Raw genomic sequence first — 22,498 nt, 5'->3', positions numbered from 1 at the left:
CATTCTTGAGCGTCGCGCGAGGCCGGTGCTACCATGCGCAACCGCCAGAACAGGCAAGGAACCACCGGGTTTATGAGCACAATCCGCGAGCGTAACAAAGAACTGATCCTGCGTGCCGCCAGTGAGGAGTTTGCCGACAAGGGCTTCGCTGCGACCAAAACCAGCGACATCGCCGCCAAGGCGGGATTGCCCAAGCCCAACGTTTACTACTACTTCAAGTCCAAGGAAAACCTCTACCGCGAGGTGCTGGAAAGCATCATCGTGCCGATTTTGCAGGCCTCGACCCCGTTCAACCCGGACGGCGTGCCAAGCGAAGTGCTGAGTGGCTACATCCGCTCGAAGATCCGCATCTCCCGCGACCTGCCCTTCGCCTCGAAAGTATTCGCCAGCGAAATCATGCACGGCGCCCCGCACCTGAGCGCCGACCTGGTCGAGCAGCTCAACGGCCAGGCCAAGCACAACATCGACTGTATCCAGAGCTGGATCGACCGCGGACAAATCGCCCCGATCGACCCCAACCACCTGATGTTCAGCATCTGGGCCGCAACCCAGACCTACGCCGACTTCGACTGGCAGATTTCTGCGGTCACGGGTAAGGACAAGCTGGATGAGGCAGATTATGAAGCGGCGGCGCAGACGATTATCCGGTTGGTGTTGAAGGGGTGTGAGCCGGACTGAAACACCGCGGTGACTGCTTCGCGAGCAGGCTCGCTCCCAAATTGGATCTGTGGCGTTCACAAATCCCCTGTGGGAGCGAGCCTGCTCGCGATCGAGGCAACTCGGTTTCAGCTCAAGCCCAAATAGCATCCCACAGCGGATAGTCGCCAAGCTTCTCCACCAGCCCGGCCCGCAACGGGTTGGCCACGACATAACGCGCCATCTTCACCAGGTCTTCTTCCCGTCTCAGCGCGCGGTCATGAAACCCTCTCTGCCAGAGAACGCTGTTTCCACCGGAAGCTTGCCTGACAGCCTTGGTACTCAGCGATTTGGTTTTTTGCATCACCTCACTCAATGAGCCTCGTCGCAATTCAATCAGCCAATGGAAATGATCTGGCATCACTACCCAGGCTAATGAGTTCACCAGCCCCGAATCTTGCGCGTGTCGAAATTGATCAGCGACCAGTTTTCCCAAGGCAAAATCCGTGAAAATCGGCTTTCGTTGATAAGTGGTGCTGGTTAACAGATAGATTCGACTGACTTCGATATAGCGCCCGACTCGCAATTTATGTGCTGCAGGTAGATCCGGCATTCCTTTGCCCTCTGTGATCAGGTCATGAAAAGGCTAGTACCGGGAAAGACAAATGGAGCGGTCAACTGTTGGCTGGATGTGTCTGGTAGATAGCGATCGCGAGCAGGCTCACTCCTACAGGGGATCTGGGGTGTTCATACATTTTGTGTCTGAACAAAAATTCCTGTAGGAGTGAGCCTGCTCGCGATAGCGGTTATTCAATCAACGCAGATTCAAGCAGCCACCCCCGCATCCGCCCGCAACTCCAACGCCTCCACCGCTTTAATCGCCACCTGCTCATCAATATCCGACAAATCCCCGCTAATCCCGATCGCGCCCAGCACATTCCCCGCCTGATCCCGAATCAACACACCACCCGGCGCCGGCACGACGCTGCCCTGGCCCATGCTGTTGAGCGCGGCAATAAACGCCGGGCGTTGTTGCGCGTCGAGTGCGAGCAGGCGTGAGCCTTTACCCAGCGCGATGGCGCCCCAGGCTTTGCCAATGGCGATGTTCGGACGAAGCAGGCTGGCGCCGTCTTCGCGTTGCAGGGCGATCAGGTGGCCGCCGGTATCGAGTACCGCGATGGTCAGCGGCGCGGCGTTGATGCCGCGCCCTGTATTGATGGCTTCGTTGACCAGGTTGACTGCGACTTTCAAGGTTAAAGCGCTCATGGTGCCGTCCTCATTTTGTTATAGGGAAAGTCGTGGGCCTGCGGTTTTCTGCCGCAGGCCGATGCAACAAATAGAACACAATGAGTTATTTTTTTGTATACAATAATTCTCGAAAAGCGCCACATGCGACGAAAAGCCACACTCAGACAGGCTTCCGACGAATGAAACAGGCGCTTGAGAAAATGGATTGACCTGCGCCGTCCGCCGTGAATACACTCTGCGCAAAGCCACTTGTATACAATTACAAAACATAAAGAGGCACAAAACCATGAGCAAAATGAGAGCAATCGAAGCCGCCGTTCTGGTGATGCGCCGTGAAGGGGTTGATACCGCTTTTGGCATCCCGGGCGCTGCCATCAACCCGCTGTACTCCGCCTTGCAGAAAGTCGGTGGCATCGATCACGTCCTTGCTCGCCACGTTGAAGGCGCCTCGCACATGGCCGAGGGCTACACCCGCACCAAGGCCGGCAACATCGGCGTGTGCATCGGCACTTCCGGCCCTGCCGGTACCGACATGGTCACCGGGCTCTACAGCGCCTCGGCCGACTCGATTCCAATCCTCTGCATCACCGGCCAGGCACCCCGCGCCCGTATGCACAAGGAAGATTTCCAGGCTGTCGACATCACCAGCATCGTCAAGCCAGTCACCAAGTGGGCGACCACTGTTCTGGAACCGGGCCAAGTGCCTTACGCGTTCCAGAAAGCGTTCTTTGAAATGCGCTCCGGCCGTCCAGGCCCCGTGCTGATCGATCTGCCGTTCGACGTGCAGATGGCCGAGATCGAATTCGACATCGACGCTTACCAGCCGCTGCCATTGGCCAAACCGACCGCTACCCGCGTGCAGGTCGAAAAGGCTCTGGCTTTGCTGGATCAGGCTGAACGTCCATTGCTGGTGGCCGGCGGCGGCATCATCAACGCCGACGCCAGCGATCTGCTGGTTGAATTCGCTGAACTGACCGGCATCCCGGTGATCCCGACCCTGATGGGCTGGGGCACCATCCCTGACGATCACCCGTTGATGGTCGGCATGGTTGGTCTGCAGACTTCGCACCGTTACGGCAACGCGACCATGCTGAAATCCGACGTGGTGTTGGGGATCGGCAACCGCTGGGCCAACCGTCACACCGGTTCGGTTGACGTTTACACCGAAGGTCGCAAGTTCATTCACGTCGACATCGAAGGCACGCAGATCGGTCGTGTGTTCACGCCGGATCTGGGCATCGTTTCCGACGCCGCTGCAGCACTGACCGTGTTCATCGAAGTGGCCCGTGAATGGCAAGCCGCCGGCAAGCTGAAAAACCGCAGTGCCTGGCTGCAAGATTGCCAACAGCGCAAAGCCAGCCTGCATCGCAAAACCCACTTCGACAACGTGCCGGTCAAACCACAGCGCGTTTACGAAGAAATGAACCAGGTGTTCGGCAAGGACACCTGCTACGTCAGCACCATTGGTCTGTCGCAGATTGCCGGCGCGCAGTTCCTGCACGTCTACAAGCCGCGTCACTGGATCAACTGTGGCCAGGCCGGCCCGTTGGGCTGGACCATTCCGGCAGCGCTGGGCGTGGTGAAGGCCGATCCGAGCCGTAAAGTCGTGGCCCTGTCGGGGGACTATGACTTCCAGTTCATGATCGAAGAACTGGCGGTCGGCGCTCAGTTCAAACTGCCGTACATCCACGTCGTGGTGAACAACTCGTACCTGGGTCTGATCCGTCAGGCACAGCGCGGGTTCGAAATGGACTACTGCGTGCAGCTGTCCTTCGATAACCTGAACGCGCCGGAACTCAACGGTTACGGTGTTGACCACGTCGCAGTGGCTGAAGGCCTCGGCTGTAAGGCACTGCGTGTGTTCGAACCCTCGGAAATCGCCCCTGCCCTGCGCAAGGCCGAACAGATGATCGAAGAGTTCAAGGTGCCGGTGATCGTCGAGATCATTCTGGAGCGTGTGACCAACATCTCCATGGGTACCGAGATCAACGCCGTCAACGAATTCGAAGACCTGGCGCTGGTCGGCAACGATGCGCCAACGGCGATTTCGCTGCTTGATTAACTGCTGACCGCTGATCGTTCCCACGCTCTGCGTGGGAACGCAGCCCGGGACGCTCTGCGTCCCAAAGCGGACGCAGAGCGTCCATTGAGGCATTCCCACGCAGAGCGTGGGAACGAGAATCTAGAACGGGAGACCACCATGCCGCGTTTCGCAGCCAACCTGTCCATGCTGTTCACCGAACAGGATTTCCTTGCCCGTTTCGACGCCGCCGCCAAGGCTGGTTTCAGCGGTGTCGAGTACCTGTTCCCGTACGACTTCAGCTCCGCCGAAATCAAGGCCAAGCTCGACGCCAACGGTCTGACCCAAGTGCTGTTCAACCTGCCGGCCGGTGACTGGGCCAAGGGCGAACGCGGTATCGCGTGCTTGCCGGATCGTGTCGAAGAGTTCCGCGCCGGTGTCGATCTGGCCATCGCTTACGCACAAGTGCTGGGCAACACCCAGATCAACTGCCTGGCCGGTATCCGTCCGCAAGGCGTAGACGATGCCACCGTGGAAAAGACCTTCGTCGCCAACCTGAAATACGCCGCCGACAAGCTGCAGGCAGCGGGCATCAAACTGGTGATGGAAGCGATCAACACCCGCGACATCCCGGGCTTCTACCTGAACAACACGGCGCAAGCCCTGTCGATTCGCGAACAGGTCGGCAGCGCCAATCTGTTCCTGCAATACGACATCTATCACATGCAGATCATGGAAGGCGATCTGGCCCGGACCCTGCAATCGTACCTGGGCGAGATCAACCATGTGCAGCTCGCGGACAACCCAGGGCGCAACGAACCAGGCACCGGTGAGATCAATTACCGCTTCCTGTTCGAACACCTTGATCGCATCGGTTATCAGGGTTGGGTGGGCTGTGAATACAAGCCGCTGACCACCACCGAAGCAGGCCTGGGCTGGCTGAAAACCCACAACGCAATCTGACGCAGATCCCCCTGTAGGAGTGAGCCTGCTCGCGATGAATTCACCTCGGTACACCTGATGTACCTCAGCGCCTGAATCGCGAGCAGGCTCACTCCTACATAAAAGCAACAGCTTCCCCCTATTTGCTTGAGCAAGACAAAAACAAGAGGATTTTCTCATGGCTAAAATCGGATTTATCGGCACCGGCATCATGGGCCACCCAATGGCTTCGAACCTGCAGAAAGCCGGTCACAGCCTGTTCCTGTCGGCGCACCACGACGCCGCCCCTGCTGACCTGGTTGCCGCTGGCGCCGTCGCCCTGGCCAACCCGCGCGAAGTCGCGCAGGAAGCAGAATTCATCATCGTCATGGTCCCGGATACCCCGCAGGTAGACGACGTACTGTTCCGCGCTGACGGCGTTGCCGCAGGCCTGAGCAAGGGCAAAATCGTTATCGACATGAGCTCGATCTCGCCAACGGCCACCAAGGCCTTCGCGGCGAAGATCAACGAGAAAGGCGCGCAGTACCTCGACGCACCGGTGTCCGGCGGTGAGGTCGGCGCCAAAGCTGCGACCCTGAGCATCATGATCGGTGGCGACGCCGATGCCTTCGAACGCGCACTGCCGCTGTTCCAGGCCATGGGCAAGAACATCACCCTGGTCGGTGGCAATGGCGACGGTCAAACCGCCAAAGTCGCCAACCAGATCATCGTTGCGCTGAACATTCAGGCTGTCGCTGAAGCCCTGCTGTTCGCTTCGAAAAACGGTGCCGATCCAGCCAAGGTGCGTGAAGCACTGATGGGCGGTTTCGCTTCCTCGAAGATCCTTGAAGTGCACGGCGAGCGCATGATCAAAGGCACCTTCGATCCAGGCTTCCGCATCAGCCTGCACCAGAAGGACCTGAACCTGGCCCTGCAAGGCGCCAAGGAGCTGAACATCAACCTGCCGAACACCGCCAACGCCCAGCAAGTGTTCAGCACCTGCGCGGCCATCGGTGGCAGCAACTGGGACCACTCGGCGCTGATCAAAGGTCTGGAGCACATGGCCAACTTCTCGATTCGCGACAACAAATAAGCCCTGCCCCGTCGCTCGTTCCCACGCTCCGCGTGGGAATGCAGCCCGGGACGCTCCGCGTCCCTGCCGAAGCAGACGCAGAGCGTCCATTGAGGCATTCCCACGCAGAGCGTGGGAACGATCATCAGCATTAACCAAGAACAATAAGATTGGGAGCCCGCCATGTCGGTCGATCCGCAACAACTGCTGCGCGAGCTGTTTGCCACAGCCATCGACGCGGCCCATCCGAACCAGGTCCTCGAAGCCCATCTGCCTGCCGATCGCAGCGGCCGGGTGATCGTCATCGGTGCCGGCAAAGCCGCCGCCGCGATGGCGCAAGTGGTCGAGCGTTGCTGGGAAGGTGAAGTGTCTGGCCTGGTGGTGACCCGTTACGGTCACGGCGCCCCGTGCGAAAAAATCGAAGTGGTAGAAGCCGCGCATCCGGTCCCGGACGCCGCCGGCCTGGCCGTGGCCAAACGCGTGCTCGAACTGGTCAGCAACCTGACTGAAGACGACCGCGTGATCTTCCTGCTTTCTGGCGGCGGCTCTGCCCTGCTGGCGTTGCCGGCCGAAGGCATCACCCTCGCTGACAAGCAGTCGATCAACAAAGCCCTGCTGAAATCCGGCGCGACCATCGGCGAGATGAACTGCGTGCGCAAGCACCTCTCGGCGATCAAGGGTGGGCGTCTGGGCAAGGCTTGCTGGCCTGCCACTGTCTACACCTACGCGATTTCCGATGTACCGGGCGACCTCGCCACGGTCATCGCTTCCGGCCCGACCGTGGCCGACCCAAGCACTTCCGCTGAAGCGCTGGCGATCATCAAACGCTACGGCATCGAGATCCCCGCTTCCGTGCGCAACTGGCTGCAAAGCCCTGAGTCGGAAACCGTCAAACCCGGCGATCCATCCTTGGCGCGCAGCCACTTCCAGTTGATCGCGCGGCCGCAGCAATCTCTGGACGCTGCGGCAGTCAAATGCCGGCAGGCCGGTTTCAGCACGCTGATCCTCGGTGACCTCGAAGGTGAGTCGCGCGAAGTGGCGAAAGTCCACGCCGGCATCGCCCGCCAGATCATCCATCACGGTCAGCCACTGGCAGCGCCGTGCGTGATTCTCTCCGGCGGCGAAACCACCGTGACCGTGCGCGGCAATGGCCGTGGCGGGCGCAACGCCGAATTCCTCTTGAGCCTCACCGACAGCCTCAAGGGCCAGCCCGGCGTCTATGCGCTGGCCGGTGACACCGACGGCATCGACGGCTCGGAAGACAACGCCGGCGCGATCATGACCCCGGACAGCTACGCCCGCGCCGCCGCCCTCGGTTTGAGCGCCAGCGACGAACTGGATAACAACAACGGTTACGGCTATTTCGCGGCGCTCGATGCGCTGATCGTCACCGAGCCGACCCGCACCAACGTCAACGACTTCCGCGCCATTCTGATCCTTGAGAACTGCAAATCATGACGCCTGATAAAAAGGTCAAAATCCTCGCCACCCTCGGGCCTGCCGTCGATGGCATCGAAGACATCCGTGAACTGGTCGAGGCCGGGGTGAATATCTTCCGCCTGAACTTCAGCCACGGCGATCACGCCGACCACGCCAAGCGCTATCAGTGGATCCGCGAAGTCGAGCGCCAGCTCAACTATCCGCTGGGCATTCTGATGGACTTGCAGGGGCCGAAACTGCGCGTCGGCAAGTTCGCTGACGGCAAGGTGCAGCTGCATCGTGGACAGGCGTTCCGTCTGGATCTGGACGCGACGCCGGGCGATGAACGCCGGGTAAATCTGCCGCATCCGGAAATCATCGAAGCGCTGGAAGCGGGCATGGATCTGCTGCTCGACGACGGCAAACTGCGTCTGCGCGTGGTCAGCAAATACGCTGATGCGATCGACACCACCGTGCTCAATGGCGGCGAACTGTCGGATCGCAAAGGCGTCAACGTGCCGCAAGCGGTACTCGACCTCAGCCCGCTGACCGCCAAGGATCGCCGCGACCTGAGCTTCGGTCTGGAACTGGGCGTGGATTGGGTCGCGCTGTCGTTTGTGCAGCGCCCACAGGACATCATCGAAGCCCGCGCATTGATCGGCGACAAAGCCTTTCTGATGGCAAAAATCGAGAAGCCTTCGGCCGTTGAGCAACTGCGTGAAATCGCGGAATTGAGCGACGCGATCATGGTTGCCCGTGGCGACCTCGGCGTCGAAGTGCCGGCCGAAAGCGTGCCGCAGATCCAGAAAAACATCATCACCACCTGCCGCGAACTGGGCAAACCGGTGGTGGTGGCGACGCAGATGCTTGAGTCGATGCGTTTCTCCCCTGCCCCGACCCGCGCTGAGGTGACTGACGTTGCCAACGCCGTGGCCGAAGGCGCCGATGCGGTGATGCTGTCGGCGGAAACTGCCTCTGGCGAATACCCGCTGGAAGCTGTGCAGATGATGAGCAAGATCATTCGTCAGGTTGAGAACGGCCCGGATTATCAGACCCAGCTCGACGTCAGTCGGCCGAAAGCCGAGGCAACCGTTTCCGATGCCATCAGTTGCGCGATCCGGCGCATCAGCAACGTGCTGCCGGTGGCGGTGTTGGTCAACTACAGCGAGTCGGGAACGTCGAGCTTACGTGCGGCGCGGGAACGGCCGAAAGCGCCGATTCTCAACCTGACGCCGAACCTGCAAACCGCGCGGCGTTTGAGCGTGGCGTGGGGGATTCATTCGGTGGTCAACGATCGCCTGCGTCAGGTCGACGAAGTCTGCTCGACCGCGCTGGAAATCGCCCAGGCGCAGGGTATGGCCGAGCGCGGTGACACGCTGCTGATCACTGCCGGCGTGCCGTTCGGCCAGCCGGGTTCGACTAACTCGCTGCGGATCGAAACATTGATTTAAGCCCCCCACCATGATCGTTCCCACGCTCTGCGTGGGAATGCGGCCCGGGACGCTCTGCGTCCCAAGAGCAGACGCAGAGCGTCCTTTGAGGCATTCCCACGCAGAGCGTGGGAACGATCAGTATCGAATGACCTGCCATGCCTGCCAATCATTTCAACACCCACTGCCCCGACTGGGCCGAGGCTTTGCTCAACGGTTTCAGTCAAATATTCCTCCAGCGCCATCCGCTGTGCGGCCTCCTGTGCCTGTTGGCGATCCTGCTGACCGCACCGGTGCTGTTCGCCGGTGCGCTGCTCGGTGCCGTCGCCGGATTGCTAACCGCACAACGGCGCAACTACGCCAAGGCTGATCGCCAGGCCGGGTTGTTCAGCTACAACGGCATTTTGCTTGGCCTGTTGCTGAGCCTGTATTTCCCGTGGTCGCCGCTGCTGCCACCGCTGATTCTCGCCGCTGGCGGCTTGAGCGCGATGGTCACGCAGCAATGGCTGAAACATGTGTACAGCAGCCGCTCCATACCGGCCTACACCTCGCCGTTCGTGGCCATGAGCTGGGTATTGCTGCTGTTTGCCGAACCTTCGGCACCGATAGCGCAGATCGAGACGAATACGATCAATCTGCTCGCTGCCGAACTCCGTGGACTGGGCCAGGTGATGTTCCTCGGCCATCCGCTGGCCGGCGCGCTGATCGCTGCCGGATTGCTGATCGCTGATCGTCGCGCGTTTTGCTGGGCGATGCTGGCTTCTGCAATCGGCCTCGCCTCCAGCCTGCTGCATCACGAAACCAGCTCCGCTTTGCTCGGTCTCGGCAGCTACAACGCCGTGCTCGCCGCCCTCGCCTTCAGCACGCAACGCCAACAACCATGGCTGCCACTACTCGGCATCGTGCTGGCGCTGCTGGTCACTCCGCTATTTGCTGCCGTCGGCCTCGCCACTCTGACCGCGCCATTCATCCTCGCTTGCTGGCTGATCCGCGCCGGTATTCAGATGCTTGGCAAAGCCTCGGTCGACAACGCGTCTTGCGCTCACGGGGAGAATCAACCTAGGCTGCGCTGATCTTCGATTCAGGCGTTATCCATGGACAGCAGCAACAGTTGGCGCGAACGGCTTTACGTGATGATTTTCCAGAGCGACACCCGCGCCGGGCGTCGCTTCGACGGCATCCTGCTGTTGATCATCCTCGCCAGTCTGGTGATCGTGATGCTCGACAGCATCGACAGCATTCACCAGAACTACGCGAACGTGCTGGCCTACATCGAGTGGGGCTTCACGATCATCTTTCTCGGTGAGTACATCCTGCGCCTGTACTGTTCGCCCAAGCCGTTGCGCTACGCCTTCAGCTTTTACGGGCTGGTGGATTTGCTGGCGATCGTGCCCGGCATCCTCGCCCTGTATTACAGCGATGCGCAGTACCTGCTGATCATCCGGATCATCCGCATGCTGCGGATCTTCCGTGTGCTCAAACTCAGCCCGTACCTCAAGCAAGCCAATTACCTGATGTCGGCGCTGCGTGGCAGCAAGCAGAAGATCGTCGTGTTTCTGGTCAGCGTCTGCACGCTGGTGACGGTGTTCGGCACCTTGATGTACGTGATCGAGGGCCCGGAGCACGGCTTCACCAGCATTCCCAAAGGCATCTATTGGGCTATCGTCACCTTGACCACCGTCGGCTTCGGCGACATCGTGCCGAAGACCCCGCTGGGTCAGGTGATTTCGTCGCTGGTGATGATCACCGGTTACTCGATCATCGCCGTGCCGACGGGGATTTTCACCGCTGAACTGGCCAACGCCATGCGCGGTGAACAACTGCAACACGATTGCCCGGTGTGCAAGAAAAACAGCCATGAACACGGCGCGGCGTTTTGCTCGCGATGTGGCAATGCGTTGTTCAAGAAATTGGAATAAGCAAAGAGCTTTTAAATCTTTAAACGACTATGCGCGCCCCGTTATAGTCAGTGGCAATTGAATATCACCCCCTGCTCCTACACAGATAAAACAAGGAATGCGCAGTGAAAAAACTCTTTGGCGCCTCACTTCTCGCCGCCGGCCTGGCCTTGGCCAACATCGCCCAGGCAGCCCCGACGCTGCTCAACGTTTCCTACGACGTGATGCGCGATTTCTACAAGGACTACAACACTGCGTTCCAGAAACACTGGCAAGCCGAGCACAACGAAAACATCACCGTACAGATGTCCTTCGGCGGCTCGAGCAAGCAAGCGCGTTCGGTGATCGATGGCCTGCCGGCTGACGTCATCACCATGAACATGGCCACCGACATCAACGCCCTCGCCGACAACGGCAAACTGGTCCCGGAGAATTGGGTCACGCGTCTGCCGAACAACAGCGCACCGTTCACTTCGGCCACCGTGTTTATCGTCCGCAAAGGCAACCCGAAAGCCCTGAAAGACTGGCCGGATCTGCTCAAGGATGGCGTGCAAGTGATCGTGCCAAACCCGAAAACCTCGGGTAATGGCCGCTACACCTACCTGTCGGCCTGGGGTTATGTGCTGAAGAACGGTGGCGACGAAAACAAGGCCAAGGACTTCGTCGGCAAACTGTTCAAGCAAGCGCCAGTGCTCGATACCGGTGGCCGCGCCGCCACCACGACCTTCATGACCAACCAGATCGGCGACGTGCTGGTGACCTTCGAAAACGAAGCGGAAATGATTGCCCGCGAGTTTGGTCGTGATCAGTTTGAAGTGATCTACCCGAGTGTTTCGGCTGAGGCTGAGCCGCCGGTGTCTGTGGTCGACAAAGTGGTCGACAAAAAAGGTTCGCGTGCGGCGGCGGATGAGTACCTGAAGTACCTGTGGTCGCCGCAAGGTCAGGAGATTGCCGCGGCAAACTACCTGCGTCCGCGTGATCCGGCGGTACTGGCGAAGTACACCGATCGCTTCCCGAAAGTTGATTTCCTCTCGGTGGAGAAGACCTTTGGTGACTGGCGTACGGTGCAGAAGACTCACTTCAATGATGGTGGGGTTTTCGATCAGATCTATAGCGGGCAGTAAGGTTTAAGCAGGTATGAAAGGGCGACCCACTAAGGTCGCCTTTTTTTGTGGCCGCTTTACCCTCACCCCAGCCCTCTCCCAGAGGGAGAGCGGGCCAACCGAGGTGTCTGGCGAGTTACATCGACCTGAAAGACCTTATCGATTATGGATTCACCACAGCACGTTCAGGTCGGCGTACCTCTCATGCATCCCCCAATCAGTCCCCTCTCCCTCCGGGAGAGGGTAAGGGTGAGGGGCTTTTACATCGGTGGCGTCACCCCATCCTTCCCCGCAGAAATCGACTGCGCCGTCAGCGTGCCATCCGCACTCTGCGTGACGAACATAACGATCTTCACCCCAACCTTCAGCAAGCTCCGATCCCCCGGCATCAAATTAACGATCGGCACATCCTCCGGCACCAGGATTTTCTGCTGCCCGCCCTTGTAGTTCACCGTCAGCACCCGCCCGTTGCTCACCACCAGATCGCCGACACTGCCATTGGTCATGCTGCTGCCCTTGGCCAGGTCGAACGGTCGATGCCCGTCACCGCTGCCCGCCAGCTCCGGCGGAAACACATGCACCTCCAGCGCCTTGAGCGTGCCGTCCTCCTGCGGCATGGCCGCCGAGCCAATGTAACTGCCGGGTTTGATGTCTTCGATATTGGCCAGGGTGACGGCGCGAATTTTGGTGTCGCCGGTCAGCTGAATCACCACGTTCTCGCCAGTGTTGACGTGGACTTTCAGGCTGTCGGTATTGACCCCGGTGATCTCTCCGCGCACACCGATGCGCATCCCCGGAGCATCGGCTGCCTGCACGCTCGTCGCGCCCAGCAGGGTGATCAAGACAATCGTTGCGGTGTGGCGAAGCCTCTGACGAAACATTGCAATCCTCCGGTCATCAATGTTGAACAAGCCCGATGCAAACATAAGCACGCTATCGAACAGGATGTAAGTGAATGTATCATTGACCCGCAACGGTCGGACGCAAGGTCCGCCGATGGATGACACGCCGCTAGCACCCGGCCATTCCGCAACGGAATAACTGATATCAATCGCCGGCGCCTTCTGCCCTTGCGGATTAACCCTTAGCCTCATCGCATTCCCTTTCGCTGGATCGAGAAACCTTATGACCACCACCACTCACGCAATGACCCGAGGCATGGTGCTGCTGTTCGCCTTCTGCTGCGGCGCCATCGTTGCCAACATCTACTACGCACAGCCGATCATCGGCCTGATCGCGCCGGACATCGGCCTCTCCGACACCATGGCCAGCTTCATCGTCTCGCTGACGCAGATCGGTTATGCGCTGGGCCTGTTCTTCCTGGTGCCACTGGGCGATCTACTGGAAAACCGCCGGTTGATGATCATCACCACGGTGGTGGCGATTGCCAGCCTGTTGGCGGCGGCGTTTACCGATCAGCCGAATGTGTTTCTGCTGATCTCGTTGTTGGTCGGTTTTAGCTCGGTGTCGGTACAGATCCTGATTCCACTGGCGGCGCATCTGGCACCGGAAGAATCCCGTGGCCGGGTGGTTGGCGGGATCATGGGCGGCTTGCTGCTGGGCATTTTGTTGGCGCGGCCGGTTTCTAGCGTGGTTGCCGACCACTTGGGCTGGCGGGCGATGTTCATGATTGCCGCCGCACTGATGGCGGCGATCAGCGTGGTGCTCGCGTTGACCGTGCCCAAGCGCAAGCCGGATCACAGCGCCACGTATGGTCAGTTGATCGGTTCGCTGTGGACATTGCTGCGCCAGCAACCGGTACTGCGTCAGCGGGCGTTCTATCAGGGCTGCATGTTCGCCACGTTCAGCCTGTTCTGGACTGCCGTGCCGTTGGAACTGGCACGCAACCATGGCCTGTCACAAAGCGAAATCGCCATCTTCGCCCTGGTCGGCGCCATCGGTGCCATCGCCGCACCGATCAGCGGACGCCTGGCCGACGCCGGCCACACTCGCATCGCTTCGCTGCTGGCCATGCTGTTCGCCAGCCTGAGCTTCCTGCCCGCCTTCATTCACCCGGCTTACAGCGTCATCGGCCTGGCCGTGACCGGCGTGGTGCTCGATTTCTGCGTGCAGATGAACATGGTCCTCGGTCAGCGCGCCGTCTACTCGCTGGACGCGAAAAGCCGTGGCCGTTTGAACGCGCTGTACATGACCAGCATCTTCATCGGCGGCGCCTTCGGCTCATCGGTGGCCAGTGCGGTGTATGAGCATGGCGGCTGGTTGTGGATCGTGATTGTGGGCAGTTTGTTTCCGCTGCTGGCGTTGTTGCGGTTTTTGAGTGTTTCGCAGCGTGGTTCATTGGCAACGGCGTAAGGCCGCAAAAGCTTCGCGAGCAGGCTCGCTCCCACAGGTTATTCACTGAGCCTGGGGGAGCGAGGAAGCTTAATAACGAACCAGTTTTTCCATCGCCGCATCCGCCAGAAAGGAGGAGCGGCTTTTGACGTTGTGCTCGCGCACATAACGATCGATGCGCTGAATCACGTAACCGGGCAGCGTTACGTTGACCTTCTCGGTCTTGCCGAGATAGGGCGAAATGTCCAGCTCAAGCATGCCCCAGCCCATATCGGCAAATTCGGGATTACTGCGATGAGCGGATGCCGAAGTCGGCATAGGAATCGACTCCCCGTCCGCCGCAATCTCCTGCAGCATGATGTGGGCGACTTCGACCGCCGCCTTGTAGGCATCTTCAAAGCTATCCCCTGCCGTAACGGCGCCGGGAATATCGGGGATCTGAATACCGATGGCAGTGTTCTCGTCTCCCCACTCGATACAGATTGGATATTGCATTACGGATCTCCTTCGAAACTGGCTGGCGGGTTGTACAACCCGGCACGCCTCCTGATGCTTTTGACCGTTCCCAGTGGCAAATCCTTTTTCGGGTGAGGAACGGGAATCGTGTACGGGTTGTACGGTGCCTGAAGATGTGATGACTGCCAGTGACCCGGTCCAGCGTCCAGCCCGCCTCCTCCAACTCCTTGATCAATAGCCTGCTTTGCACCAACCGCCTCCTTGCCTTGGCCTTTTAAAAATAACCCTAGAGTTATCTTTGCTCAAGCAAAGAAATCCTGGAAGCGACGTCCGGTTGTTTTACAGAGTGTGATTGAAACGCTAGGCCCTGAGCTTTGCGCAGCGCTTCCTTGAGCAATTTCTGTACGAACCCAACAGGCACACAGCAAAACGGCGATCCGAAGATCGCCGTTTTCATTTACTGCCCGAACTGCTTGCCCAGTCCCGGTGGCACGCCGTGGATGTTGGTGTCTTCCCACGGACCATTGGGGCTGACCGAGCGGCTCCAGCCGTTGTTCCAACGGTAGTAGGTGCGCTGGCGGTAGAAGGTGTTGGTCTGGTCGTCGAGGACGTAGACGCCGAGTTTTTGGTCCCAGTGGCTGTTGCCGCCCGGTGGTGGGGCGAAGCTGGCCGAGGTGCGCGGGACGGGTTTTGCCGGTTTCGCCGGGATGCTTTTGCCAGGTGTTGGCGAGGTCGACGGGGTCGGGCTTGGTTGCGACGGCGGGATTGGCGGCAGATTAGTAGTCGGTTCCGGTCGTTGCACCGCACATGCACTCAAGCCCAGGGCCAGTGTGAGGACTGTGATTCGGGCGATGGTGTGCATGGCGGTGCTTTCCTGTTGTGTCCGGCTATTTGTCCGGGCTGTCGATGGTCAGTTTTTGTAGCGCAGTGGTGCTGCTGGCCAGAGGGCCGCTGCGACCGACCCACTCGCCGGCAGTCGGTTGGCCGGCGCGTGAGATGCGCGCAACCAGTTGGACTTCAGGGAAGTTCGACAGTTTCAACTGCGGCATCATTGCGTCAGCATCGCCCAGTTCGACGGTCACCGGCAGATCGGCCACGGTCAGGCGTTTGGCCGCCAGCGGTGCCGGTGGACCGGAGGTGGCGCGGGCGAAAATGAATACGCTGTCGCCCGGTTGCACTTTGCTTCTGAGTTCGCTGGCCAGATCGACGCTGACTTTCAACAGCGCGGCTTTCGCGGCGACCGGGGCAGCAGCGACCTTGCCGCCGCTGGCTTCGAGACGTTCGGCGGCGCGTTTGATCCCACCTTGCAGCGCGGCGCGGGAATTGTCCTCCGGCGGCAATTGCGCGAGCAAGCGGTTCCAGTAATCAATGGCTTCCTGATAACGCTCGCCTTCGAACGCGGCGATACCGAGCAGACCGAGGCTGGTGACTTCTTTCGGATCGGCTTTCAGCGCTTCATCAGTCAGCGCCTGAATCTTCGCCGACCACTTTTTGCCATCAGCAAAATACTGCGCCTGCGCCCACTGACCGAGCAGCTCCGGCTGGCGACCGGCAAGATTGGCAGCGCGTTCGAACATCTTCGCCGCGTCCGCCGGGCGCTCTTGCGCCATGTAGGTACGACCGAGGAAATACAGACCTTCTGCAGAATCCGGTTGCGCTGCAACAGCACGCTCCAGACGCTGAGTCATCTCTTCCATCGACTGCGGCGCCTGGGCGAATTCGCGGGTCAGCTCGACCTTGTCGGCAGCACCGAAGTGCATGTACAGACCCAAGCCCAACACCGGCACCAACACGGCCGCCAACAGCGGCAACGGTTTGCCCAGTCGGGAAACCCGTGGCGCGCTGACACCCTCGGTATCCGCCAGCAACTCACGCGCCGCCTCGGCACGGCCGCTGTCCATTTGCGCGGCGTCGAGCACGCCTTCGGCCTGTTGCGCTTGCAACTCGGCGACACGCTCCTGATACAACGCGACGTTCAGGGCAGTCCGATCCTCTTCACGCTGGGCGCGACGCTCACGCAGTACCGGGATCAGCAGAAAACTCAGGGCGACCAGAAGCAACAGCCCTGCGGCAAGCCAGAAATCAATCATTCTTGGTTTTTATCCAACAGTTGGTCGAGGCGCTGACGCTCTTCGCTGGACAGCGCTTGCGGAGTTTCGGCGCGCTGGCCGCGACGACGGCGGACGATCACCGCGATCACCACCAAACCACCGAGCAGCAGGCCGGCCGGGCCGAACCACAGCAGTGCGGTCTTGGCGTTGAGCGCCGGTTTGTAGCGGACGAAATCACCGTAGCGATCAACCATGAAATCGATGATCTGCTGGTTGTCCTTGCCCTCGCCGAGCATGCGGAAAATCTCTTTGCGCAGGTCAGCGGCAATCGGTGCGTTGGAATCGGCGATGTCCTGGTTCTGGCACTTGGGGCAGCGCAGTTCCTTGGTCAGTTCGCGGAAACGCTCACGATCAGCTTCTTTGACGAACTCGTAGGTATCGATGGCCGCCTGCGCCACACCGAACAGACTCATGCCCAATACCAGCGCGGCTAAAAAGCGCTTCATGGCTTGGCCTCATCGACCAGCGCCTGATACTTGGCCGCGAGTTTTTCACGCCAGACCTGCTCATCGATCACACCGACGTACTTGTCGCGGATGATGCCCTTGGCATCGATGAAGAAGGTTTCCGGTGCGCCGTAGACACCAAGATTGAGGCCCAGCGAGCCTTCGTCGTCGCGGATGTCCAGCGCATACGGATTGTGGAATTCGGCCAGCCATTTCAACGCATCGGCGTTGGTGTCCTTGTAGTTGATGCCGTAGATCAGCACGCCGCGCTCGGCGAGTTTGTTCAGCACCGGATGCTCGACCCGGCAGGAAATGCACCAGGTGCCCCAGACATTGACCAGCGCCGGTTTGCCGAGAATGTCAGCCTTGGTCAGGCTCTTGTCGCCCTGCACGTTGGGCAGGGAAAACTCCGGGAACGGCTTGTTGATCATCGCCGACGGCAACTCCGCCGGATCGAGGTACAGACCGCGATAAAGAAACACCGCCACCAGCAGGAAAATCGCCAATGGCACCAGCATCAACCAACGTCTCATGCAGCCGCTCCCGTCATGCCCAGCGCTTCACGCACCTTGGCTTTCACCTTGACCCGATACCGTCGATCCAGCGCCGCCAGCAACCCACCGAAACCGGTGAGCAAGCCGCCGAACCAGATCCAGCGCACGAACGGCTTGACGTGCACCCGCACGGCCCACGCGCCGTTATCCAGCGGCTCGCCCAATGCGACATACAAGTCACGAGTGAAACCGGCGTCGATGCCGGCTTCGGTCATCACCGAGTTCTGCACGGTGTACAGACGTTTTTCCGGGTGCAGTACGCTGATTTCCTTGCCGTCGCGGATGACCCGAATGGTGCCTTTGTCGGAAGTGAAGTTCGGCCCTTCGAAGTGCTTGGCGCCTTCGAAGACGAAGTGATAACCGGCCAGGTCCATCGACTCGCCCGGCGCCAGACGCAGGTCGCGCTCGGCACTGTTCTGGCTCGACAAGACCACGCCCAGCGCACACACGGCGATGCCGAGGTGAGCGATCTGCATGCCCCAGTAGCTGCGGGTCAATGTCGGCAGGCCTTTGATCAGGCCTTTGTGGCGAGTCTTGTCGACGATGTCACGGGCACCGGCGAGCAATACCCACGCAGCCAGCAGGAAGGTCGCGATCACCGCCCAGTTGAAATCGCCGTAAGCGACACCGGCCACCACGGCCAGCGCGACGCTGCCGAGCAGCACTGGCGTGAGCATGCCGGCCAGCCACTTCACCGGCGTGTCCTTCCAACGGACGATAACGCCGACCGCCATGACCAGCATCAGCAACGCCATCAACGGAATGAACAGCGCGTTGAAGTACGGCGGGCCGACCGACATTTTCGCGCCGCTCAGGGCATCGAGAATCAGTGGATAGAGCGTGCCGAGCAGGATCATCGACGCTGCCACCACCAGCACCAGGTTGTTGCCCAGCAGCAGGGTTTCCCGCGACCACAGGTTGAAACCGACCTGACTCTTGACCACTGGCGCGCGCAGGGCGAACAGCGTCAGCGAGCCACCGACCACGAACAACAGGAAGATCAGGATGAACACGCCGCGCTCAGGATCCGAGGCAAACGCGTGCACCGAAGTCAGCACGCCGGAGCGCACCAGGAACGTACCAAGCAGGCTCAGCGAAAACGCGGCAATCGCCAGCAACACCGTCCAGCTCTTGAACACGCCACGTTTTTCCGTGACTGCCAGCGAGTGGATCAGCGCGGTGCCGACCAGCCAAGGCATGAAGGATGCGTTTTCCACCGGGTCCCAGAACCACCAGCCGCCCCAGCCGAGTTCGTAGTACGCCCACCACGAACCGAGGGTAATGCCGATGCCGAGGAAGGCCCAGGCGACGATGGTCCAAGGACGCGACCAGCGTGCCCACGCGGCATCGAGACGACCGCCCATCAACGCCGCAATGGCGAAGGCAAACGCCACCGAAAAGCCGACATAACCCATGTACAACATCGGCGGGTGAACGATCAGGCCGATGTCTTGCAACAGTGGATTCAAGTCAGCGCCATTGCTCGGCATTTGCGGCAGGATGCGTTTGAACGGGTTGGACGTCAGGATCAGGAACAGCAGGAAACCGGTGCTGATCATGCCCATCACCGCCAGCACCCGCGCCAGCATCACCTGCGGCAACTGCCGCGAGAATACCGATACCGCGAAGGTCCAGCCGCCAAGAATCAGCGCCCACAGCAGCAACGAACCTTCGTGGGCGCCCCACACCGCGCTGAATTTGTAATACCACGGCAACGCGGTGTTGGAGTTGTTCGCCACATACGCGACGGAGAAGTCATCGGTCATGAACGCGTAGGTCAAAATGCCGAACGCGAACAGCAGAAAAGCGAATTGGCCCCACGCCGCTGGCTGGGCCAGACTCATCCAGAACCGGTCACCGCGCCAGGCGCCAATCAATGGCACCACGGCCTGCACCAGCGCAAAACACAGCGCCAGAATCATCGCCAGATGACCGAGCTCAGGAATAAAAATCGTCGAGGTCATCGATCAACCCTCCTTCGCAGGTGTTGGCGCGGATTGACCACTGTCTTTCAAGGCTTTGGTCACTTCCGGCGGCATGTACTTCTCGTCGTGCTTGGCCAGCACCTCATCGGCCACCACTACGCCGTCGGCATTGAGCTTGCCAAGGGCGACGATGCCCTGCCCTTCGCGGAACAGATCCGGGAGGATGCCGCGATAGGCGATGGTCACGGATTTATTGAAGTCGGTGACGACGAATTTTACGTCCAGCGAATCCTTCGAGCGCTGCAGCGAACCGGCCTCAACCATGCCGCCGGCACGGATGCGCGTGTCTTGCGGCGCTTCGCCGTTGGCGATCTGGGTCGGCGTGTAGAACAGATTGATGTTCTGCTGCAGGGCGCTGAGGGCCAGGCCGACGGCAGCGCCGACCCCGACCAGAATGGCCAGAATGATGATCAGACGTTTCTTGCGCAGCGGATTCACTTGCCGTTCTCCCGACGCAGACGACGCGCCTCTTGTTGCAGATAGCGCTTGCGGGCCGCAATCGGCGCCACCACGTTGAGGATCAGCACCGCCAGACAGATGCCGTAGGCCGACCAGACATACAGGCCATGATGGCCCATGGCGAGGAAGTCGCCGAATGAAGCAAAACTCATTGAGCGGCCTCCAGGCTGTGCTGCACTTCTTCTTTCACCCAACTGGCGCGGGCTTCACGCTTGAGCACTTCAAGACGCATGCGCAGCAACAGCACAGCGCCGAAGAAACAGTAGAAACCCAGCACGGTCAGCAACAGCGGCAGCCACATCTCTGCCGGCATCGCCGGTTTTTCGGTGAGGGTGAAGGTCGCGCCCTGGTGCAGGGTGTTCCACCACTCCACCGAGTATTTGATGATCGGGATGTTGATCACGCCGACGATGGCCAGCACCGCGCAGGCCTTGGCGGCGCTGTCGCGGTTGCTGATGGCATTGCCCAGCGCGATCACGCCGAAATACAGAAACAGCAGAATCAGCATCGAGGTCAGGCGCGCGTCCCAGACCCACCACGAACCCCAGGTCGGTTTGCCCCAGATCGCCCCGGTGACCAGCGCCACGGCGGTCATCCACGCGCCGATCGGAGCGGCGCATTGCAGGGCGACATCGGCCAGTTTCATCTTCCACACCAGCCCGACCACACCGCAGACCGCCAGCATCACGTAGATCGACTGAGCGAGCATCGCAGCAGGTACGTGGATATAGATGATGCGAAAGCTGTTGCCTTGCTGATAATCCGGCGGCGCAAAGGCCAGACCCCAAACGACGCCGACGCCAATCAGCAGCAACGCTGCAATGCTCAACCACGGCAGGAACTTGCTGCTTATGCCGTAGAACCACTTGGGCGAGCCGAGCTTGTGAAACCAGGTCCAGTTCATACTGTTTCCATCACGGGTGCCGCTCATCGGAGTGAGCAGTCTCAGGGTCTTTGCTGGTTAAATTTTAACCAGACCTCATTATTCGCCGACGCTGATCTTCAGGCCAGCAGCTATTGCAAAAGGTGTCAGGGTGATCGCCAGGGCGGTCAGGCTACCCAGCCACAGCAGATACCCGGTCGCCGGCATGCCTTGCAAGGCGGCCTGCAAGGCGCCACTGCCAAGGATCAACACCGGGATGTACAACGGCAGAATCAGCAGCGCCAGCAACAGGCCGCCACGTTTCAAACCGACTGTCAGTGCCGCGCCCACCGCGCCGAGCAAGCTCAGCACCGGTGTTCCCAGCAGCAACGAAAACAGCAAAACCGGCAGGCAGGCGGCAGGCAAACCGAGCATCAACGCCAGCAGCGGTGAGAGCAGAACCAGAGCCAATCCAGAGAAAAGCCAGTGTGCCAGCACCTTGGCCAAGACCAGAAGTGGCAGCGGGTGCGACGAAAGGACCCACTGTTCCAGGGATCCGTCTTCGAAATCACTGCGGAACAGCCCGTCCAGCGAGAGCAGGACCGACAACAGCGCCGCCACCCAGACTAACCCGGGGGACAGGTTTTGCAACACTTGAGTTTCCGGGCCGACGGCCAACGGGAACAATGCGATGACGATGGCGAAGAAAATCAGTGGATTGGCCAGCTCCGCCGGGCGGCGAAACAGCAGTCGGGATTCACGGGCAACCAGCAGGCCAAACACACTCATACTGCCCAGTTCCCCAGATCGATGTCGCGATAACCGGCCGGCATCCGGCTCAGCGTGTGGTGCGTGGTCAACACCACCAGACCGCCGCGTTCGCAGTGCCCGGCCAGATGTTCTTCAAGTTGTGCCACGCCTTGTTTATCAAGGGCAGTAAACGGCTCATCGAGAATCCACAACGGCGGGCTGTCCAGATACAAACGCGCCAGCGCCACACGGCGTTGCTGACCGGCGGACAGGCTGTGGCAGGGAACATCTTCGAAGCCGCGCAATCCTACAGCTGCCAACGCTTGCCAGATGGCCTCGCGTTCGGCGGGATGATGCAGGGCACAGAGCCACGAGAGGTTCTCTTCCGGGGTCAGCAGATCCTTGATCCCGGCGGCGTGGCCGATCCACAGCAGGTTGCGTGCGAGTTCGCTGCGTTGTTCGGTCAGCGGCTGGCCATTGAGCAGGACTTGCCCGGCGGTCGGCTGCATCAGCCCGGACAACAGACGCAAAAGGCTAGTCTTGCCGCTGCCGTTGGGTCCGCTGATCTGCACCATATCGCCACTGGCGAGTCTCAATTCGAGATTTTCGAAGAGCAGCCGCAGATCACGTTCACACGCGAGGGCAACGGTTTGCAGGACAGGACTGGTCAAGGGATCACGGGCCTTATACGGTTCAAGTCGGCTCTGGCGCGGCCGTTAAAGAGATGCAGCATAGATGCATTGACGGCTCGATCTAGAGAGCTGGGTCAAACAATTGCTATGTTTTTTATTCGAAGCGCAAGACGGGCGGCATTATACATGTCGTGCCTTACTCTC

At 60.1% G+C, this 22,498-nt stretch carries 24 protein-coding genes and 1 pseudogene; 10 read left to right on the top strand and 15 right to left on the bottom strand.

Annotated features, from left to right (window positions below; translation table 11 throughout):
• Positions 1-72: 72 nt before the first annotated feature.
• Entirely contained in the window at positions 73-678 is a 606-nt protein-coding gene (locus AB4N44_RS25575) for a TetR/AcrR family transcriptional regulator (protein WP_007919931.1), read from the top strand.
• Between the two features lie 112 nt (positions 679-790).
• Here AB4N44_RS25575 and AB4N44_RS25570 read toward each other — a convergent pair whose 3' ends face one another.
• Positions 791-1,249: an REP-associated tyrosine transposase gene (locus AB4N44_RS25570; protein ID WP_460111520.1), complete on the bottom strand. Its 459-nt coding sequence runs from the start codon at positions 1,247-1,249 to the stop codon at positions 791-793.
• Positions 1,250-1,461: 212 nt separating this feature from the next.
• Positions 1,462-1,902 carry a GlcG/HbpS family heme-binding protein gene (locus tag AB4N44_RS25565; protein WP_460111522.1) on the bottom strand — a complete coding sequence of 147 codons (441 nt, stop codon included), beginning with the start codon at positions 1,900-1,902 and terminating at the stop codon, positions 1,462-1,464.
• A 268-nt stretch (positions 1,903-2,170) separates the two neighbouring features.
• Between AB4N44_RS25565 and gcl the strand changes: the two genes are divergently transcribed.
• The 8 genes from gcl (at position 2,171) to AB4N44_RS25525 (ending at position 11,768) form a co-directional block, all read left to right on the top strand.
• A complete protein-coding gene (gene gcl / locus AB4N44_RS25560) occupies positions 2,171-3,946 on the top strand; it encodes a glyoxylate carboligase (protein ID WP_007919935.1) in 1,776 nt (591 codons plus the stop codon).
• A gap of 138 nt (positions 3,947-4,084) precedes the next feature.
• On the top strand, positions 4,085-4,867 hold the full coding sequence (gene hyi / locus AB4N44_RS25555; RefSeq protein ID WP_460111523.1) for a hydroxypyruvate isomerase: 783 nt from the start codon (positions 4,085-4,087) through the stop codon (positions 4,865-4,867).
• A 157-nt stretch (positions 4,868-5,024) separates the two neighbouring features.
• The gene (locus AB4N44_RS25550) at positions 5,025-5,918 is read left to right on the top strand and encodes a 2-hydroxy-3-oxopropionate reductase (RefSeq protein WP_007919937.1); all 894 of its coding nucleotides are present in this window, start codon (positions 5,025-5,027) and stop codon (positions 5,916-5,918) included.
• 162 nt (positions 5,919-6,080) lie between these two features.
• Positions 6,081-7,355: a glycerate kinase type-2 family protein gene (locus tag AB4N44_RS25545; protein WP_460111524.1), complete on the top strand. Its 1,275-nt coding sequence runs from the start codon at positions 6,081-6,083 to the stop codon at positions 7,353-7,355.
• Complete coding sequence (gene pyk / locus AB4N44_RS25540; RefSeq protein WP_158834499.1) at positions 7,352-8,767, top strand: pyruvate kinase; 1,416 nt, start codon at positions 7,352-7,354, stop codon at positions 8,765-8,767. The genes AB4N44_RS25545 and pyk overlap by 4 nt, the downstream gene beginning before the upstream one ends.
• Before the next feature lie 137 nt (positions 8,768-8,904).
• Positions 8,905-9,819 (top strand): urea transporter, encoded by a 915-nt coding sequence (locus AB4N44_RS25535; RefSeq protein WP_150774401.1) that lies wholly within the window; start codon positions 8,905-8,907, stop codon positions 9,817-9,819.
• A 21-nt stretch (positions 9,820-9,840) separates the two neighbouring features.
• Entirely contained in the window at positions 9,841-10,665 is an 825-nt protein-coding gene (locus AB4N44_RS25530; RefSeq protein WP_038363916.1) for an ion transporter, read from the top strand.
• Between the two features lie 104 nt (positions 10,666-10,769).
• Entirely contained in the window at positions 10,770-11,768 is a 999-nt protein-coding gene (locus tag AB4N44_RS25525) for a sulfate ABC transporter substrate-binding protein (protein ID WP_038363913.1), read from the top strand.
• A 239-nt stretch (positions 11,769-12,007) separates the two neighbouring features.
• Here AB4N44_RS25525 and AB4N44_RS25520 read toward each other — a convergent pair whose 3' ends face one another.
• On the bottom strand, positions 12,008-12,628 hold the full coding sequence (locus AB4N44_RS25520; protein WP_460111526.1) for a DUF5666 domain-containing protein: 621 nt from the start codon (positions 12,626-12,628) through the stop codon (positions 12,008-12,010).
• A gap of 244 nt (positions 12,629-12,872) precedes the next feature.
• On the opposite strand from AB4N44_RS25520, the gene AB4N44_RS25515 reads away from it, so the two are divergent.
• Positions 12,873-14,060, top strand: coding sequence for an MFS transporter (locus tag AB4N44_RS25515; RefSeq protein WP_460111527.1), 1,188 nt, complete (start codon positions 12,873-12,875; stop codon positions 14,058-14,060).
• Positions 14,061-14,129: 69 nt separating this feature from the next.
• Here the strand turns inward: AB4N44_RS25515 and AB4N44_RS25510 are convergent, their stop codons facing one another.
• From AB4N44_RS25510 to ccmA, 12 genes and pseudogenes are all read right to left on the bottom strand, one after another.
• Positions 14,130-14,534, bottom strand: a complete 405-nt coding sequence (locus AB4N44_RS25510) for a type II toxin-antitoxin system HicB family antitoxin (RefSeq protein WP_123374656.1) — start codon at positions 14,532-14,534, stop codon at positions 14,130-14,132.
• A pseudogene (locus tag AB4N44_RS25505) lies at positions 14,534-14,745 on the bottom strand (type II toxin-antitoxin system HicA family toxin). The gene AB4N44_RS25510 and the pseudogene AB4N44_RS25505 overlap by 1 nt, the downstream one beginning before the upstream one ends.
• A gap of 207 nt (positions 14,746-14,952) precedes the next feature.
• Positions 14,953-15,357 carry a hypothetical protein gene (locus tag AB4N44_RS25500; RefSeq protein WP_016987493.1) on the bottom strand — a complete coding sequence of 135 codons (405 nt, stop codon included), beginning with the start codon at positions 15,355-15,357 and terminating at the stop codon, positions 14,953-14,955.
• A 25-nt stretch (positions 15,358-15,382) separates the two neighbouring features.
• Entirely contained in the window at positions 15,383-16,585 is a 1,203-nt protein-coding gene (gene ccmI, locus AB4N44_RS25495; protein ID WP_460111528.1) for a c-type cytochrome biogenesis protein CcmI, read from the bottom strand.
• Entirely contained in the window at positions 16,582-17,052 is a 471-nt protein-coding gene (locus AB4N44_RS25490; protein WP_460111529.1) for a cytochrome c-type biogenesis protein, read from the bottom strand. The genes ccmI and AB4N44_RS25490 overlap by 4 nt, the downstream gene beginning before the upstream one ends.
• A complete protein-coding gene (locus tag AB4N44_RS25485) occupies positions 17,049-17,585 on the bottom strand; it encodes a DsbE family thiol:disulfide interchange protein (protein WP_460111530.1) in 537 nt (178 codons plus the stop codon). The genes AB4N44_RS25490 and AB4N44_RS25485 overlap by 4 nt, the downstream gene beginning before the upstream one ends.
• A complete protein-coding gene (locus AB4N44_RS25480) occupies positions 17,582-19,570 on the bottom strand; it encodes a heme lyase CcmF/NrfE family subunit (RefSeq protein ID WP_460111531.1) in 1,989 nt (662 codons plus the stop codon). Before AB4N44_RS25480 ends, AB4N44_RS25485 begins: the two co-directional genes overlap by 4 nt.
• 3 nt (positions 19,571-19,573) lie before the next feature.
• Positions 19,574-20,029: a cytochrome c maturation protein CcmE gene (gene ccmE, locus AB4N44_RS25475; protein ID WP_007919964.1), complete on the bottom strand. Its 456-nt coding sequence runs from the start codon at positions 20,027-20,029 to the stop codon at positions 19,574-19,576.
• The gene (ccmD, locus tag AB4N44_RS25470; protein ID WP_003222944.1) at positions 20,026-20,202 is read right to left on the bottom strand and encodes a heme exporter protein CcmD; all 177 of its coding nucleotides are present in this window, start codon (positions 20,200-20,202) and stop codon (positions 20,026-20,028) included. Before ccmD ends, ccmE begins: the two co-directional genes overlap by 4 nt.
• On the bottom strand, positions 20,199-20,954 hold the full coding sequence (locus tag AB4N44_RS25465; protein ID WP_460111532.1) for a heme ABC transporter permease: 756 nt from the start codon (positions 20,952-20,954) through the stop codon (positions 20,199-20,201). Before AB4N44_RS25465 ends, ccmD begins: the two co-directional genes overlap by 4 nt.
• A 78-nt stretch (positions 20,955-21,032) precedes the next feature.
• Positions 21,033-21,701, bottom strand: a complete 669-nt coding sequence (ccmB, locus tag AB4N44_RS25460) for a heme exporter protein CcmB (protein WP_008083427.1) — start codon at positions 21,699-21,701, stop codon at positions 21,033-21,035.
• The gene (ccmA, locus tag AB4N44_RS25455; RefSeq protein ID WP_016987486.1) at positions 21,698-22,333 is read right to left on the bottom strand and encodes a cytochrome c biogenesis heme-transporting ATPase CcmA; all 636 of its coding nucleotides are present in this window, start codon (positions 22,331-22,333) and stop codon (positions 21,698-21,700) included. The genes ccmB and ccmA overlap by 4 nt, the downstream gene beginning before the upstream one ends.
• Positions 22,334-22,498 lie beyond the last annotated feature (165 nt).

It is taken from the genome of Pseudomonas sp. S3_C06 (assembly GCF_054667675.1).
The sequence above is the reverse complement of the archived record's forward strand: the minus strand, read 5'-3'. Positions and strand labels throughout refer to the sequence as shown.

Bases quoted from the DNA above. Each gene is read 5' to 3' on its own strand.
- AB4N44_RS25565 (WP_460111522.1), bottom strand. From the start codon at position 1,902: ATGAGCGCTTTAACCTTGAAAGTCGCAGTCAACCTGGTCAACGAAGCC.
- AB4N44_RS25530 (WP_038363916.1), top strand. From the start codon at position 9,841: ATGGACAGCAGCAACAGTTGGCGCGAACGGCTTTACGTGATGATTTTC.
- AB4N44_RS25510 (WP_123374656.1), bottom strand. From the start codon at position 14,534: ATGCAATATCCAATCTGTATCGAGTGGGGAGACGAGAACACTGCCATC.
- AB4N44_RS25550 (WP_007919937.1), top strand. From the start codon at position 5,025: ATGGCTAAAATCGGATTTATCGGCACCGGCATCATGGGCCACCCAATG.
- AB4N44_RS25480 (WP_460111531.1), bottom strand. From the start codon at position 19,570: ATGACCTCGACGATTTTTATTCCTGAGCTCGGTCATCTGGCGATGATT.
- AB4N44_RS25575 (WP_007919931.1), top strand. From the start codon at position 73: ATGAGCACAATCCGCGAGCGTAACAAAGAACTGATCCTGCGTGCCGCC.
- AB4N44_RS25490 (WP_460111529.1), bottom strand. From the start codon at position 17,052: ATGAAGCGCTTTTTAGCCGCGCTGGTATTGGGCATGAGTCTGTTCGGT.
- AB4N44_RS25465 (WP_460111532.1), bottom strand. From the start codon at position 20,954: ATGAACTGGACCTGGTTTCACAAGCTCGGCTCGCCCAAGTGGTTCTAC.
- ccmD (WP_003222944.1), bottom strand. From the start codon at position 20,202: ATGAGTTTTGCTTCATTCGGCGACTTCCTCGCCATGGGCCATCATGGC.
- ccmB (WP_008083427.1), bottom strand. From the start codon at position 21,701: ATGAGTGTGTTTGGCCTGCTGGTTGCCCGTGAATCCCGACTGCTGTTT.
- AB4N44_RS25520 (WP_460111526.1), bottom strand. From the start codon at position 12,628: ATGTTTCGTCAGAGGCTTCGCCACACCGCAACGATTGTCTTGATCACC.
- pyk (WP_158834499.1), top strand. From the start codon at position 7,352: ATGACGCCTGATAAAAAGGTCAAAATCCTCGCCACCCTCGGGCCTGCC.
- ccmI (WP_460111528.1), bottom strand. From the start codon at position 16,585: ATGATTGATTTCTGGCTTGCCGCAGGGCTGTTGCTTCTGGTCGCCCTG.
- AB4N44_RS25500 (WP_016987493.1), bottom strand. From the start codon at position 15,357: ATGCACACCATCGCCCGAATCACAGTCCTCACACTGGCCCTGGGCTTG.
- AB4N44_RS25535 (WP_150774401.1), top strand. From the start codon at position 8,905: ATGCCTGCCAATCATTTCAACACCCACTGCCCCGACTGGGCCGAGGCT.
- AB4N44_RS25515 (WP_460111527.1), top strand. From the start codon at position 12,873: ATGACCACCACCACTCACGCAATGACCCGAGGCATGGTGCTGCTGTTC.
- AB4N44_RS25485 (WP_460111530.1), bottom strand. From the start codon at position 17,585: ATGAGACGTTGGTTGATGCTGGTGCCATTGGCGATTTTCCTGCTGGTG.
- AB4N44_RS25570 (WP_460111520.1), bottom strand. From the start codon at position 1,249: ATGCCGGATCTACCTGCAGCACATAAATTGCGAGTCGGGCGCTATATC.
- gcl (WP_007919935.1), top strand. From the start codon at position 2,171: ATGAGCAAAATGAGAGCAATCGAAGCCGCCGTTCTGGTGATGCGCCGT.
- AB4N44_RS25545 (WP_460111524.1), top strand. From the start codon at position 6,081: ATGTCGGTCGATCCGCAACAACTGCTGCGCGAGCTGTTTGCCACAGCC.
- hyi (WP_460111523.1), top strand. From the start codon at position 4,085: ATGCCGCGTTTCGCAGCCAACCTGTCCATGCTGTTCACCGAACAGGAT.